The 12,963-nt window shown below is 64.1% G+C and carries 11 protein-coding genes; 2 read left to right on the top strand and 9 right to left on the bottom strand.

The window, feature by feature from the left end; translation table 11 throughout:
• Positions 1-313: 313 nt before the first annotated feature.
• Positions 314-1,222, bottom strand: coding sequence for a LysR substrate-binding domain-containing protein (locus tag ACNJYD_RS16720; protein WP_439366988.1), 909 nt, complete (start codon positions 1,220-1,222; stop codon positions 314-316).
• Between the two features lie 109 nt (positions 1,223-1,331).
• Between ACNJYD_RS16720 and ACNJYD_RS16725 the strand changes: the two genes are divergently transcribed.
• Together ACNJYD_RS16725 and ACNJYD_RS16730 are read left to right on the top strand one after the other, a co-directional pair.
• Positions 1,332-2,705, top strand: a complete 1,374-nt coding sequence (locus ACNJYD_RS16725; protein ID WP_439366990.1) for an FAD-binding oxidoreductase — start codon at positions 1,332-1,334, stop codon at positions 2,703-2,705.
• A 105-nt stretch (positions 2,706-2,810) separates the two neighbouring features.
• Positions 2,811-3,710, top strand: coding sequence for a GNAT family N-acetyltransferase (locus tag ACNJYD_RS16730; RefSeq protein ID WP_439366992.1), 900 nt, complete (start codon positions 2,811-2,813; stop codon positions 3,708-3,710).
• Between the two features lie 98 nt (positions 3,711-3,808).
• Here ACNJYD_RS16730 and ACNJYD_RS16735 read toward each other — a convergent pair whose 3' ends face one another.
• The 8 genes from ACNJYD_RS16735 to topA all read right to left on the bottom strand — a co-directional run bounded on the left by ACNJYD_RS16735 (position 3,809) and on the right by topA (position 12,780).
• Positions 3,809-4,162, bottom strand: a complete 354-nt coding sequence (locus ACNJYD_RS16735) for a DUF3551 domain-containing protein (RefSeq protein WP_439366994.1) — start codon at positions 4,160-4,162, stop codon at positions 3,809-3,811.
• Positions 4,069-4,299, bottom strand: a complete 231-nt coding sequence (locus ACNJYD_RS16740) for a DUF3551 domain-containing protein (protein WP_439366996.1) — start codon at positions 4,297-4,299, stop codon at positions 4,069-4,071. Before ACNJYD_RS16740 ends, ACNJYD_RS16735 begins: the two co-directional genes overlap by 94 nt.
• A 283-nt stretch (positions 4,300-4,582) precedes the next feature.
• Positions 4,583-4,750 carry a 50S ribosomal protein L33 gene (gene rpmG, locus ACNJYD_RS16745; RefSeq protein ID WP_007603295.1) on the bottom strand — a complete coding sequence of 56 codons (168 nt, stop codon included), beginning with the start codon at positions 4,748-4,750 and terminating at the stop codon, positions 4,583-4,585.
• A gap of 126 nt (positions 4,751-4,876) precedes the next feature.
• Positions 4,877-6,202 carry an LLM class flavin-dependent oxidoreductase gene (locus tag ACNJYD_RS16750; protein ID WP_439366998.1) on the bottom strand — a complete coding sequence of 442 codons (1,326 nt, stop codon included), beginning with the start codon at positions 6,200-6,202 and terminating at the stop codon, positions 4,877-4,879.
• 255 nt (positions 6,203-6,457) lie between these two features.
• The gene (locus ACNJYD_RS16755; RefSeq protein WP_172783387.1) at positions 6,458-7,210 is read right to left on the bottom strand and encodes an NUDIX hydrolase; all 753 of its coding nucleotides are present in this window, start codon (positions 7,208-7,210) and stop codon (positions 6,458-6,460) included.
• A gap of 32 nt (positions 7,211-7,242) precedes the next feature.
• A complete protein-coding gene (locus ACNJYD_RS16760; protein WP_212255080.1) occupies positions 7,243-7,683 on the bottom strand; it encodes a DUF983 domain-containing protein in 441 nt (146 codons plus the stop codon).
• Positions 7,677-10,025, bottom strand: coding sequence for a ribonuclease R (gene rnr, locus ACNJYD_RS16765; RefSeq protein WP_439367000.1), 2,349 nt, complete (start codon positions 10,023-10,025; stop codon positions 7,677-7,679). The genes ACNJYD_RS16760 and rnr overlap by 7 nt, the downstream gene beginning before the upstream one ends.
• Positions 10,026-10,032: 7 nt before the next feature.
• On the bottom strand, positions 10,033-12,780 hold the full coding sequence (gene topA / locus ACNJYD_RS16770) for a type I DNA topoisomerase (RefSeq protein ID WP_439367002.1): 2,748 nt from the start codon (positions 12,778-12,780) through the stop codon (positions 10,033-10,035).
• Positions 12,781-12,963 lie beyond the last annotated feature (183 nt).

Consider the following 12,963-nt stretch of genomic DNA (forward strand, 5'->3'; position numbering starts at 1 on the left):
CTCGGGTTTGGCGACTCCCTGTGCTGCCGACGAGGAAGGCAAACGCCGGAATGTTCAACGGCAATACGGCTGTCCACGGCAGGAGCCGTGAGGTTTCGTGCCGTTCACCCACGCCTTCGGCAATACCACCAGGGATGACCGGCTAAAGATCACGACCGGTGCATCGTCACTCGGTAGCACGCCTCGGCAGCCTTAGCGCCATTGGCCGGCCGTGCCGGGCGAGGTCTTGCCAATGAGGGCGACGGCATTCAAGCCCTGAGGGTCGGCCATCGCGAGAGCTTGCCCTGCCATCCGCATCCCTTCCGAACCCGGATCAGGTACTCGACCGCAACCACTGCGAAAAGACCCGAATGGTCCGCGCGCGCGGATGGCTTGGCCTGCTGACCACATAGAAGCCATAGCCGGGCAGGCTCAACGAGAATGCCTTCACGAGCGTGCCGGTGGCGAGGTCGTGCGCCACGAGCACATCACTGAAGATCCCGACGCCCTGTCCGCTGATCACCGCCTCGATGGCGTGCAGTTCTTCCCGGAAACTCAAGTGCTGCAGGTCCTTGTATGGGGGCACCTCGCGCCACCGGCGCTGGGCCGCACCAAGCCATCTCTGCCACGTCGGTGGCTCGCGATCGGCCGGCGACCAATAGGAGTGGATCAGAACATGCTTTGCGAGGTCGACTGGTCTCTTCAGGCGTCCCGTTGAAAGCAAATCCGGACTGCAGACCGGCCAGAACGTATCGCTGAAGAGCTCATCGACGATCCCGTCTGTCGGCGGTACGCGGCTGGTCGCATAGCGAATGGCAACGTCACTATCTCCGGCCTGCAGATCGAGCACCGTGTCAGTGCCGATCACTTCCAGCGGCACGTCGGGATGCAACTTCCGCCACAGGGGCAGGCGGGGCACGAGCCAGCGGCTGGCGAAGGCGTTGGTCGTCGTCACCCGGAGCGGCTGCTGGTCACCTTCCTCCTTGACGGACGCAATGGTAGCGGCAAACGTCTCGAGCCCGCCGCGAATGGCCGGAAACAGCCGCGCGCCGGCCTCGGTCAACGAAAGCGGACGTGGTCTGCGCCGGAACAAGGCGCGGCCGCAATACTGCTCGAGCAAGCCGATCTGGTGGCTGATCGCGGTTGGCGTGACGCCGAGTTCTGCCGCGGCTTTCTTGAAGCTCAGATGACGGGCGGCAGCTTCGAAAGCGCGGAGCTCGATCAGGGGAGGCAGCTTGTGCATGCGCGGTCAGTCTAGGTGAAATCAGTTCATCGTCACCTGAATTCTTCGGATTTGCTCTGAGACAGCCCAGGATCGAGGATATGGCGGGTCAAGCTGAGGAGCCCATGTCATGTCCATCGCATCTATTGCCAGCGCTGCCGCCGAACTTGGCGCCTCCTTCGGAGGAGAACTGCTCAAGCCAGCAGACGAGGGCTACGACGAGGCGCGCAAGGTCCACAACGGGCTGGTCGACAAACGGCCAGCATTGATTGCCAGGTGCCGCAGTGCGGCCGATGTCGTGGACGCGGTGACACTTGCGACCAAGCTCGGCCTCGAGGTCGCGGTTCGCGGCGGCGGCCACAATGTGGCGGGGCGCGCAACCATCGACGGCGGGATCATGATCGACCTCTCACCCATGAAGGGGATTCGGGTCGACGCCATCGGCAAGACCGTATGGGCGCAGGGCGGGGTCACCTGGGGCGAGCTCAATCGAGAAACGCAGCTTCACGGACTTGCGGTGACCGGCGGCGTGGTCTCGACCACCGGCATCGCGGGTCTGACGCTCGGCGGAGGGCTGGGCTGGCTGATGGGCAAGTACGGCCTCGCATTGGACAATCTGCGGGCTGTCGAACTCGTCACGGCCGATGGCAAGGTTCTGCGGGCCAGCAAGCAAGAGCAGCCCGATCTGTTTTGGGCCGTGCGCGGCGGCGGCGGAAACTTCGGGATTGCCACCAGCCTCGAATACGACCTCCATAAGGTAGGGCCGGTCATCACCGGCGGCCCGATCGTCCACCCAATCGAGCGCTTCCGCGACGTGCTGGAATTTTTCCGGACCAGCACGCGATCGCTCACGGACGAGCACATGCTGTTCGCATCCCTGACCCATGCCCCCGACGGGTCCGGCAGGGAGGTCGCGGCCCTGGTCACCAGCCACTGCGGTGAAGTTGCCGAGGCCGAACGAGCGATGCAGCCGCTGAAACAGTTCGGAACTCCGATTCTGGATGCAGTCGGACCGATGACCTATTGCGACCTCAACCGGATGCTCGACGCCAACTATCCGAAAGGCGCCTTCAACTATTGGAAGTCGAACTTCCTCGTGGAGCTGAGCGATGGGGCGATTGCGACGATGATCGAATGTTTCGCCCGCTGCCCGACTCCCATGGGGCAGCTGCTGCTCGAGCATATCCACGGTGCCGCGGCCCGCGTGGATGCCGGGGATACGGCGTTCGTGCATCGGCAGGAGGGCTACAATTTCCTGATCCTCGCGCAATGGACGCAGGCCAGCGATACCAGCCGCAGCATCGCGTGGGCACGCGCAACCTATGAAAGGATGCGGCCCTTCTTTGCGTCCGGACGCTATGTCAATTATCTCGATGATGACGAGACAGGCGATCCCGTTGCCGCTGCCTATGGGCGGAATTACCGCCGCCTGCAGCAGATCAAAGCGAAATACGACCCTACGAACTTCTTCCGGATGAACCAGAACATCCGGCCGCTTGCTTGATTGCCGGCTGATGATTCCTCGCTCTCGTCAGGATGTGAGTAGAAACCAAGCCGCGACCTGATCCAAAGTGGGTGGGCCGAGCTGATGTCCGGGAGGGACTTGACAATGGCGGTCGTGTGCAGGCCCGCTCGCATCGACGACTTGAAGCAGGCCGATGACCTCGTCGTCGCCAGCATCAACGAGCTCACTGAACGGCGGGGGTTCGGGAAGATGGCATCCTCTCGCCCGCCGAATTTTCAGGCCTTCTCGCTGGCGGATGATCCCGAAGGCTTATGGGTGGCCGATGATGACGGAGAAATTGTCGGCTTCGCGTGGAGTTGGGTCTGTGGCGAGCTTTGGTTCCTGGCTCAATTGTTCGTCGCGCCGGATCGTCAGAGCGATGGCATTGGCAATCAACTCATCAACAAGGCGTTCGCGCATGCAGACATGCGCGGAGCACCCATCAGGGCACTGATCACCTTCACGTTCAACAACGTATCTCAAGGCCTCTACATCCGCCACGGACTGTTCCCGCGCTTTCCGATCTACATGGTCAGCGTCCCTCGCGACCGCCTGGCGCCACGATTGGCTGCGTCGCGGCTCCGTCTTGAATCTCTCATGGCCGACGCAATCGCATACGACGAGCTGGCGGCGATCGATGTCAGTGCTGTCGGCGTTTCCAGGGAGAAGCACCATCGATTTCTCCTGGGCGACAGCACGACGCGCGGATTCACCATCCACGCCGGCAATGAGTGCGTCGGGTATGTCTATATTTCGGCTGGACACATTGGTCCGCTTGCAGTCCGCAGGCCAGATCTCGTTGACGCCGCTTTTGCCACTGCGTTGTCGTTCGCGGCACAGACCGATTGTCCAACCATTTCGGCCTTTGTGCCGGGCGCGAGCGAGCCAGCGCTCAAGGCTGCGACCGACCACGGGATGCGTCTGACGTTCCCGATGCTGCTGATGTCGAACAGACCGTTCGGAGATTGGGGCAGCTACCTCCCGCGAAATCCGGGTTTCATGTAGGGGATTCAACCGAGAAGGCTGGCGTCGCGGGGCAGGCAGGAAGGCTACGGAATGATGGCTGGATCGCCGCTCGTTCCGGGCCGGGTCATGCTCTAGCCTTATCGGGACCGCGGGCTGCGCTCTGGATGGAGCGGCCGTTGCGCATAAGGGTTATCCATGCACATGGCCGAAAGGCCCGCAGCGCTCGCTCTACACTCGTCCCATGAACGATACTGGCAGGAAATCCAGGTGACGCCGCCCCATTCCCATCTCTGCATGCATACCGGATAGTTGCCGCCGAACCGCTGTGCTGCGGCTGGGCTGGGCGCGGACATGGTGATCAAGACAAAGAGGAGACAGGCAGGCGCGCGCATCATGATCAGCGCGGCCGGGGCGGAGGCGGCTGCTTGAACCTCACGCGCGGGTTCACGTCGCAATAGGTGTTCCATCGCCCGGACGCCGACGCCAGGCATTGTTCTCGCGTCGAATACATGCATTCGCCGGGAAAGCCGAGGTGTCCGCCGACCACGCACCAGGGATAGGCGCGCTCAGCGTTTGCTGCGGAAGAAAATCCGATGACCATGACGACAATCAGTAGGGCGATGCGCATGCGATCTCCATCATGTCAACTGAGCGGCAACGCCAGAGGTTCGCCTTCGAAAAATAGCCGCTTGATGATCGTGGCTCAAGAATAATGGCCTAAGCTGGTTAGAGGGGCAGGCAACAATTCCGTGTCGCACTGCATCGTTCCTGCCAACGTTCGACGGCTTGTCGCCGGTGCTTAGGAACGTCCGCAGGGCTTGGTAGCTGGCCCAGGGACACGCGAACACGCGCGCCAAAACAGCAACGGGGCCCGAAAGGGCCCCGTAAAAATCCTTGGCGCTGCGCCGATCTTACTTGATCTTGGCTTCGCGGAATTCGACGTGCTTGCGTGCGACCGGGTCGTACTTCTTCTTGACCAGCTTGTCGGTCATGGTGCGCGAATTCTTCTTGGCGACGTAGTAGAAGCCGGTGTCGGCCGAGGACACGAGCTTGACCTTGATGGTGACCGCTTTGGCCATGTTCTGAACCTCAGAATATCAGGGGGAATCTGGAGCCGGCCAAACGGCCCGCGTTGGCCGGCAACCTAGCCAGAAACGGCGGGAAGTCAAGGTTTCAGGGGACAGAAACCGCTCAAATCGGGCCCATCAGGCCTCGAAGAACCGGTTTTTCGGCCGGGGCAGGCCCAGATTCTCCCTCAAGGTGGGCCCTTCATAGTCTTTGCGGAAAATCCCGCGCCGCTGCAGCTCCGGGACCACCTTGTCGACGAAATCGTCGAGGCCGGCGGGCAGGAACGGGAACATGATGTTGAAGCCGTCGGAGCCGCGCCCGACCAGCCATTCCTCCATCTGGTCGGCGATGGTCTTGGCCGTGCCGACGAAGGACAGGCCGCCATAGCCGCCGACGCGCTGGGCGAGCTGGCGCACGGTGAGCTTCTCGCGGGCGGCGAGGTCGACCAGGCGCTGCCGGCCGCTCTTGCTGGCATTGGTCTCGGGGATCTCGGGCAGGGGGCCATCGGGATCGAAGCCGGAAGCGTCGGTGCCGAGGATGACGGAGAGCGAGGCGATGGCGCTGTCGTAATGCACGCGGCTGTCGAGCAGAGCGCGCTTCTCCTTGGCTTCATCGACGCTGTCGCCCACGACGACGAATGCGCCGGGGAGGATCTTCAGGTGCTCGGGGTCGCGGCCGATCTTCTCCATGCGGCCCTTGATGTCGGCATAGAGTTTTTGGCCGTCGGCGAGGCTGCCGCCGCCGGTGAACACGGCTTCCGCAGTCTCGGCGGCGAGCTGCTTGCCGTCTTCGGAGGCGCCGGCCTGCACGATCAACGGCCAGCCCTGCACGGGGCGGGCGATGTTGAGGGGGCCACGCACTTTGAAGTATTTGCCCTTGTGGTCGAGCGTGTGCATCCGGGCGGGATCGAAGAACAGGCCGCTCTCGACGTCGCGCACGAAGGCATCGTCGGCGAAGGAATCCCAGAGGCCGGTGACGACATCGTAGAATTCGCGGGCACGCTTGTAGCGCTCGGCGTGCTCCATATGGTCGTCGAGGCCGAAATTCAGCGCCGCATCCGGGTTCGAGGTGGTGACGATATTCCACCCCGCACGGCCGCCGCTGAGATGGTCGAGCGAGGCGAAGCGGCGCGCGACGTGATAGGGCTCGTCGAACGTGGTCGAGCCGGTCGCGATCAGGCCGATGCGCTCGGTCACCGCCGAGAGCGCCGACAGCAGCGTGAACGGCTCGAACGAGGTCACGGTGTGGCTGCGCTTGAGCGCGTTGATCGGCATGTTCAGCACGGCCAAGTGATCGGCCATGAAGAAGGCGTCGAACTTGCCGGCCTCGAGCTTTTGGATCAGCGTCTTGATGTGGCCGAAGTTGAAATTGGCGTCGGGCCAGGCCCCGGGATAGCGCCAGGCGCCGGTGTGGATGCTGATCGGGCGCATGAACGCGCCAAGCTTGAGTTGCCGTTGTGCCATCGCCCGCTGTCCTTCTTCATTGTCGTTCGGAAAGACATAGGTGCGGGCGGGAACTCCGCCATTGGGGGAGGCGGGAAGAATTTTTTGTTTTTTGCAGATCTTTCAGCACGTCATTCTGGGGCGCCGCAAAGCGGCGAACCCGGAATCCATTGGGCCGCAAAGACTGCCGAGCGATGGATTCCGGGTTCGCGCTTCGCGCGCCCCGGAATGACGGAGGATAGAACTCGGACTTCGAACTACGACGCAGCGCGCCAACTAGCTCAAGACATCCTTCTGCATCTTGCCGCCGTAGAAATGGAAAAACGGCACCGGCGCGTCGTGGCGGAGCGGGCCGGTGGCAAGACGGGTGTCGAGCTCGTTGAGCACGTTACGCGTCATCGGATGCAGATCGGCGAGCGGCTTCGAGCCGAGCTCGACCCAGACCAGCTCGACCAGCTCGGCATCGGCATGGATCACGCCCTCGACGCGGTGGGTGATCGCGGAGGCATCGGCGGTGAAGAAGCGCGTGTCGAAGCGCTTGACGCGGCCGGGCGGGGTGATCGCGCGGGCGATCAGGAACAGGCCGGAGGGATCGGGCAGCAGGCCGGCATCCGCGAACGGCTTCCAGGGGCCGTCGAGCTTCGGCACCTTGCCTTCGGCCTTGCGGCCGAGACAGAGGCCGGTCTCCTCGCAGGCTTCGCGGATCGCGGCAATGGCGAGCGATTTCGCGCGCGAGGCCGGCGTCTTCGGGCTGCCCTTGGCGAGATTGGCTTCCAGCTCCGCAGTGATGGGCGCAGCGCAGGGCACGCGATAATCGGCCTTGTCGACGCGCCCGCCGGGGAAGACGAATTTCCCGGGCATGAACACCACCTTGTCGTGGCGCTTGCCGACCAGCACTTTCGGAATGGCGCCGCTGCGGTCGACGAGGATCAGCGTCGCCGCATCCCGGGGACGGAAATAGGGATGGTGGTCGGCTTCCTTTTCCTCGTGGACCTTTGCCTTTTCCGCAACCTGCGCAATATCCGTCATGTCCTCACCCGAACTCTTCTTGCTTATTTTGCCTATACCGGCGGAATACCATCCGGAGGGTTGTCGTCAAACCCGTGCATGCGCAGAGCCCATTGCAAGCCGACCACAGCTCCCTTCACCGGCTGCAAGAGCGCGAGCGAGGCGACGAAGGTGAAGGGCAGATAGGCGGCGAAGCTGATCCAGACCGGCGTGGTGTAATTGGTCTCGATCCACAAAACGGCCGGCACGACGATGTGACCGACAATGACGATGACGAGATAGGCCGGCAGATCGTCGGCGCGATGCGGGGTGAAGTCGAGGCCGCATTTGCCGCAATGATCGGCGGTCTTCAGGAAGGCGCGGAACAGCTTGCCTTGCCCGCAGCGCGGGCAGCGGCCGCGAAAGCCGCGCTTCATTGCCGTCATGACATCGCGCTTCTCGACGAGCCCGCTCTCGCGCGTCCAGATCTTTGGGGCCGTCCTCATCGTCACCACGCCTTGCCCTTCTTGCCCTTACCCTTGTTCTTTGCTTTGGCCTTCTTCCCCTTGCCGGACTTTTGCTTCTCCGGCTTGCGTTTTCTCTCCGGGCTGCGTCCGGGATGCGCTTTGGACGACTTGCGCTGCGGACGCAACGGCCTGCGCTGGCGCGTGCCGCTGTCGCTCTCCGACGACAGCAGCTCGAAGCGCAGCGCGCCCGCGATCGGAGCGGCCTCGATCAGGCGGACGTCGACGACGTCGCCGAGCTGGTACATGGTGCCGCTGCGTGTGCCGACCAGCGCATGGCGGCCCTCGTCATAGTTGAAATATTCCGTGCCGAGGGATCGGATCGGGATCAAGCCGTCGGCGCCCGTCTCGGAGAGCTTCACGAACAGGCCGGCGCGGGTGACGCCGGAGACGCGGCCCTGGAAGCTGGCGCCGATGCGGTCGGCGAGGTGATGGGCGATCAGGCGGTCGACGGTCTCGCGCTCCGCCTTCATCGCGCGCCGCTCGGTCAGCGAGATTTGCGCGGCGACTTCGCTCAAGCTTTCCGGCGTCTCGCTGTCGGGCAGGGCGCCTTCGCCGAGCCCGAGCGCACGGACCAGCGCGCGGTGCACGACGAGGTCGGCATAGCGGCGGATCGGCGAGGTGAAATGCGCATAGCGGCGCAGGTTCAGGCCGAAATGGCCGTAGTTCTCGGATGAGTACTCGGCCTGCGCCTGGGCGCGCAGCACGACTTCGCTCACCAGCGGATAGTAGTCATGGCCTTCGAGCTGAGCCAGCACGCGGTTGAACGTGGTGGGGCGGAGCGCGCCCGATTTGGCGAAGGGAACGTCCAGCGTCTCCAGGAATTCCGCGAGCGCGTGGACCTTTTCCAATGTCGGCTCGTCGTGCACGCGGTAGATCAGCGGGAGCGATTTCTTCTCCAATGTCTCCGCCGCGGCGACATTGGCGAGGATCATGAACTCCTCGATCAGCTTGTGCGCATCGAGACGCTCGGGGACCACGACGCGATCGACCGTGCCGTCGCTCTTCAAGAGGATCTTGCGCTCGGGCAGGTCGAGGTTGAGCGGATCGCGCTCGTCGCGCGCGCGCTTGGCGCAGGCGTAAGCCGCATAGAGCGGCCTCAGGATCGGATCGAGCAGGGGGCCGGTGGTGTCATCAGGCCGGCCGTCGATCGCGGCCTGCGCCTGCGCGTAAGCGAGCTTTGCCGCCGAGCGCATCAGGATGCGATGAAAACTGTGCGAGCGCTTGCGACCGTCGGGGCCGAGCACCATGCGCACCGCCAGCGCGCCGCGCGGCTCGCCCGGCACCAGCGAGCAGAGATTGTTGGAGATGCGCTCGGGCAGCATCGGCACGACGCGGTCGGGGAAATAGACCGAATTGCCGCGGTCGAGCGCGTCGCGGTCGAGTGCCGTGCCAGGGCGCACGTAGAAGCTGACGTCGGCGATGGCGACGTTGACGATGAAGCCGCCCTTGTTGTTGGGATCAGGATCCGGCTCGGCATGCACCGCGTCGTCATGATCCTTGGCGTCGGGCGGATCGATGGTGACGAGCGGGACGTCGCGCCAGTCCTCGCGGCCCTTCAGGTTGGCGGGCTCTGCAGCTTCCGCCTCGCGCTCCGCAGCGGAGGAGAACTGCAAGGGAATGTCGTGGGCGTAGATCGCGATCAGGCTGATCGCCTTCTCGGACTTGACCGAGCCGAGCTTCTCTTTGACCCGGCCGGAGGCGAGGCCGAAGCCGCGGGTGCGGACGATGTCGACGCTGACGAGGTCGCCATCCTCGGCGCCGCCGGTGTCGGTCCTGGCGATGTTCAGCTCGCGGTCGGCGAACTTCTTGTCGACCGGGACCAGCCGCCCGCCGCCCTCGGGCAGGCTGCGGAACACGCCGAGAATGCGGCTCTTGGCCTTGTCGATCACCTTGATGATGCGGCCGCGATAGGCGGGGCCTTCGTCATCATCGCTGCGCTCGACGCGCAGCAGCGCGCGGTCGCCGACGCCGGCGGCGGTGCCGGGCTTGGGCCGACGCGGCATCTCGATGAGGATCTTTGGCGGCTCGCCGTTCTCGACCTCGTCCCATTCGGCGGGGGAGGCGATCAGCTCGCCATCGGAGTCTCGGCCGGTGATGTCGGCCAGCAGCGTCGGCGGCAGCGCGTCCGGCTCGGAGACCTTGTGGCGCTTCTTCTTGATGATGCCGTCGTCGGCGAGCTCGCGCAGCATGCGCCTGAGCTCGGCGCGATCGGCGTTCTTCAGGCCGAACTCGCGCGCAATTTCGCGAGTCCCGACCTTTCCTGGATTTGCCTTGATGAAGGCGACGATGGCTTGCCTGTCGGGAAAGCCACGGTCTTTCTTTGGTTTCACTTAACCTCTAATTCTTGCCGGCACTCTTCTTGGCCGGAGCCTTGGTGGCGGCTGCCTTGGTCGGCGACGTCTTTGTAGCAGAAGTCTTGGCGGTCGACGGCACGGGAGCGCGCGCCTTGCTGGTGGATTCGGATTTGGATTTGGCCGCGGCTTTTTTCGCAGCCGGCTTCTTCGGCTTCGGTGCGGCGTCCTCGCCGTCCGCAGCCTTCTTGGTCTTGGCGGGCTTTGCAGCCTTCTTGGCCTTGCCGCCACCTTTGGCCGCGCGCTCGTCGATCAGCGCGATCGCCTGCGGCAGCGTGATCGTGTCCTTCTCGAACTCGGCCGGAATGGTCGCGTTGACGCCGCCGGCCGTAACATAGGCGCCGTAGCGGCCGCTCTTCACGGTGACGGTGCCGAGCGTCGGATGATCGCCGAGCGCCTTGCCGGGATCGGCGCCGAAGCGGCGGCTCGGGCCCTTGGCGACCTTCTCGGCGATCAGCGTCACCGCGCGGTTGAGGCCGATGTCGAACACCTCGTCGCCGGCCTCTAAGCTCGCATAGGTCTTCTCGTGCTTCACGAACGGTCCGAAGCGGCCGAGGCCGGCGATGATCGGCTGGCCGGTTTCCGGATGCTTGCCGATCTCGCGCGGCAGCGACAAGAGTTTCAGCGCAAGCTCGAGGTCGACGTCGCTGGGCGATGTGCCCTTGGGGATGCCCGCGCGCTTGGGCTTCTCGCCTTCCTCGTAATCCTTCTGCTCGCCGAGCTGGATATAGGGGCCGAAGCGGCCGGCCTTGACCCAGACATCGCGACCCGTTTCGGGATCCTGACCGAGCGAGCGGTCCGCGGTCGTTTCGCCGTCGGCGGCGAGCTGACGGGTGTAGCGGCATTCCGGATAGTTCGAGCAGCCGACGAAGGCGCCGAACTTGCCGGCCTTCAGGTTCAGCCGGCCGGTGCCGCAATTCGGGCATTGCCTGATATCGCCGCCATCGGCGCGAGGCGGATAGATGTGCTGGCCCAGCATGTCGTCGAGTACGTCGAGCACCTGCGCGACGCGCAGATCCTTGATGTCGTCGACGGCGCCGATAAAGCCGGTCCAGAAATCCTTCAGCACCTGCTGCCAGGAGATCTCGTTGTTTGAGATGCGGTCGAGCTGCTCTTCGAGGCTGGCCGTGAAATCGTATTCGACGTAGCGGGCAAAGAAGCTTTCCAGGAACGCGACCACGACGCGGCCCTTGTCCTCGCCGTGCAGGCGCTTCTTCTCCAGCTTGACGTAGCCGCGGTCCTTCAGGACCTGCAGGATCGAGGCGTAGGTCGAGGGACGGCCGATGCCGAGCTCTTCCATGCGCTTGACCAGCGAAGCCTCGGAGAAGCGCGGCGGCGGCTCGGTGAAGTGCTGGGTGACCGACAGGCTCTGCCGCTTCACGGCCTCGCCTTGGCTCATCGCGGGCAGGCGGCGGGAATCCTCGTCCTCTTCGTCGTCGCGGCCTTCCTGGTAGAGCGCGAGGAAGCCGTCGAACTTCACGACCTGGCCGGTGGCACGCAGCTCCAGCGTGCGGCCACCTGCCTTCGCCGCGATGTCGACGGTGGTGCGCTCGAGCTCGGCGGATTCCATCTGGCTCGCGATGGTGCGCTTCCAGATCAACTCATAGAGCTTCGCCTGATCGGCATCGAGCTTGCGGCTCATGCTGTCGGGGCGGCGGGAGAGGTCGGTCGGGCGGATCGCTTCGTGCGCTTCCTGGGCGTTCTTGGCCTTGGCCTGGTACTGACGCGGGGTATCCGGCACATAGGCGTTGCCGTAATCCTCGCCGATCACCTTGCGCGCCTGGGTGATCGCTTCGGGGGCGATCTGCACGCCGTCGGTACGCATATAAGTAATGAGTCCGGTGGTCTCGCCGCCGATGTCGATGCCCTCATAAAGACGCTGGGCGATGCGCATGGTGTGCGCCGGCGCAAAGCCGTATTTGCGGCTGGCTTCCTGCTGCAGCGTCGAGGTGGTGAAGGGCGCCTGCGGATTGCGCCGGGCCGGCTTGGCATCGACCGCGGTGACGGCGTAGGTCGCTGCTTCCAGCGCCTTCTTGAAGTCTTCGGCTTCCGCGCCGGTGCCGATGTCGAGGCGCTGGATCTTCTTGCCGTCGGCGCCGACGAGGCGTGCCTCGAAGGCATCGCCCCGCGGGGTGAGCAGGGTCGCGATCAGCGACCAATATTCGCGCGGCACGAACTTCTCGATCTCGAGCTCGCGGTCGCAGACGAGACGCAGCGCCACCGACTGCACGCGGCCAGCCGAGCGGGCGCCGGGCAGCTTGCGCCACAACACGGGGGAGAGGGTGAAGCCGACGAGGTAATCGAGGGCGCGGCGCGCCATATAGGCGTCGACCAGCGCGCCGTCGATCTCGCGCGGGTGCTTCATCGCCTCGGAGACCGCCTGCTTGGTGATGGCGTTGAACACCACGCGCTCGATCTTCTGATCCTTCAGCGCGCGCTTCTCCTTCATCACCTCCAGCACGTGCCAGGAGATGGCTTCGCCCTCGCGATCGGGGTCGGTCGCGAGAATCAGGCGGTCGGCGCCCTTCAGCGACTTGGCGATATCATTGAGCCGGCCGGCCGCCTTGGGGTCGACCTCCCAGATCATCTTGAAATTGGCGTCGGGATCGACGGAACCGTTCTTCGCCGGGAGATCGCGGACATGGCCGAACGAGGCCAGAACCTCGTAGGACGAGCCCAAATACTTGTTGATCGTCTTGGCTTTCGCCGGCGACTCCACGATAACGATATTCATGTAGTTCCAGTAACTTACGGGAAAATCTTGGGCCGAAAACGAAAGGATTCGGGTCGGCCGTTTCGACCCGAACATGGGTGGTGAGGCGGTCGCTGTCAAATCGTGGGGTGTTGAAAGCCGCCGCGATGGGAAAAGTTTCATATCGAGAAAGTTGCAAAATACCACCTTGGAGTTGCGGTTGAT

The organism is Bradyrhizobium sp. SPXBL-02 (genome assembly GCF_051853065.1).
In the GTDB taxonomy this organism is placed as follows: domain Bacteria; phylum Pseudomonadota; class Alphaproteobacteria; order Rhizobiales; family Xanthobacteraceae; genus Bradyrhizobium.